The organism is Stenotrophomonas sp. 2YAF22 (assembly GCF_052114665.1).
Lineage (GTDB): Bacteria > Pseudomonadota > Gammaproteobacteria > Xanthomonadales > Xanthomonadaceae > Stenotrophomonas > Stenotrophomonas indicatrix.
This window is the reverse complement of record NZ_JBFRFE010000843.1, coordinates 1-1,414: the sequence shown is the minus strand read 5'-3', so window position 1 is coordinate 1,414 and position 1,414 is coordinate 1. Positions and strand designations below refer to the sequence as shown.

Sequence of the window (1,414 nt, the reverse complement as noted above, 5' to 3'; positions counted from 1 at the left end):
GCATGGGCTGGCGGGTGGGTGTCGTGGTGGCTGCGGCCGTTCCGCTGACCCTCGCTGCCGTGTTCATGGTGATGGCTGCGACCGGCAAGAACTTTGACCGCATCACGCTCGGCTCGCTGATTCTTGCGCTCGGTCTGCTGGTGGACGACGCCATCATTGCCATCGAAATGATGGTGGTGAAGATGGAAGAGGGCTATAGCCGGGTCAAGGCATCGGCCTACGCGTGGAGCCATACGGCAGCGCCCATGCTGGCCGGCACCCTGGTCACTGCGGTGGGCTTCATGCCCAACGGTTTCGCCCGGTCCACTGCGGGCGAATACACCAGCAACATGTTCTGGATCGTGGGCATTGCGCTGATCGTGTCGTGGGTGGTCGCGGTGTTCTTTACGCCTTACCTCGGGGTGAAGCTCCTCCCTGAACTCAAGACCGTCGAAGGCGGGCACAGCAGTCTCTACGACACGCCGCGCTACAACCGCTTCCGGTCGATCCTGGCGCGCGTGATCGCGCGCAAGTGGCTTGCCGCAGGTTCGGTGATCGGCCTGTTCGTGCTTGCTGTGGTGGGCATGGGGCTGGTGAAAAAGCAGTTCTTCCCCATTTCCGATCGCCCGGAGGTGTTGGTCGAAGTGCAGATGCCCTACGGCACGGCCATCGAACAGACCAACCTGGCCACTAGGAAGGTGGAGCAGTGGCTCGCTGGGCAGGAAGAAGCGAAGATCGTCACGGCATACATCGGTCAGGGTGCGCCCCGGTTCTACCTCGCCATTTCCCCGGAACTGCCCGATCCGGCGTTTGCCAAGATCGTGGTGCGTACCGACAGCCAGGAACAGCGCGATGCCTTGAAAGCAAAGCTGCGCCAGGCGGTGGCTGAGGGATTGGCACCAGAGGCGCGTGTGCGTGTGACGCAGCTGGTGTTCGGGCCATACTCGCCCTATCCGGTGGCCTACCGTGTCAGCGGTCCGGATACGGATGTCATCCGTGGCATTGCGGCCAAGGTGGAGCAGACCATGCACGCCAGCCCGATGATGCGCACGGTCAACACCGATTGGGGCGTGCGCACGCCAACGCTGCACTTCACGCTGGATCAGGACCGCTTGCAGGCCATGGGCATGACCTCGGCGTCCGTCTCGCAGCAGTTGCAGTTCTTCCTGAGCGGCGTGCCGGTCACTGCCGTTCGTGAGGATATCCGCACCGTTGAGGTTGTCGCTCGATCTGGTGGAGAAACGCGTTTGGATCCTGCGCGCATCGCAGACTTCACCCTGGTCGGTGCTGCTGGCCAGCGAGTGCCGCTGTCGCAGATCGGCTCGGTCGAGGTTCGGATGGAAGAGCCGGTGCTGCGCCGCCGCGATCGGGTACCCACCATCACCGTGCGCGGTGACATTGACGATGCACTGCAGCCACCGGATGTATCCACCGC

Annotated in this window: 1 protein-coding gene; it reads left to right on the top strand. The window is 63.3% G+C overall.

Annotation, left to right across the window (positions count from 1 at the left end; genetic code table 11):
* Positions 1 to 1,414 (top strand): efflux RND transporter permease subunit (locus AB4Y84_RS21620; RefSeq protein WP_442250927.1); only part of this gene is annotated, 1,414 nt, incomplete at both ends.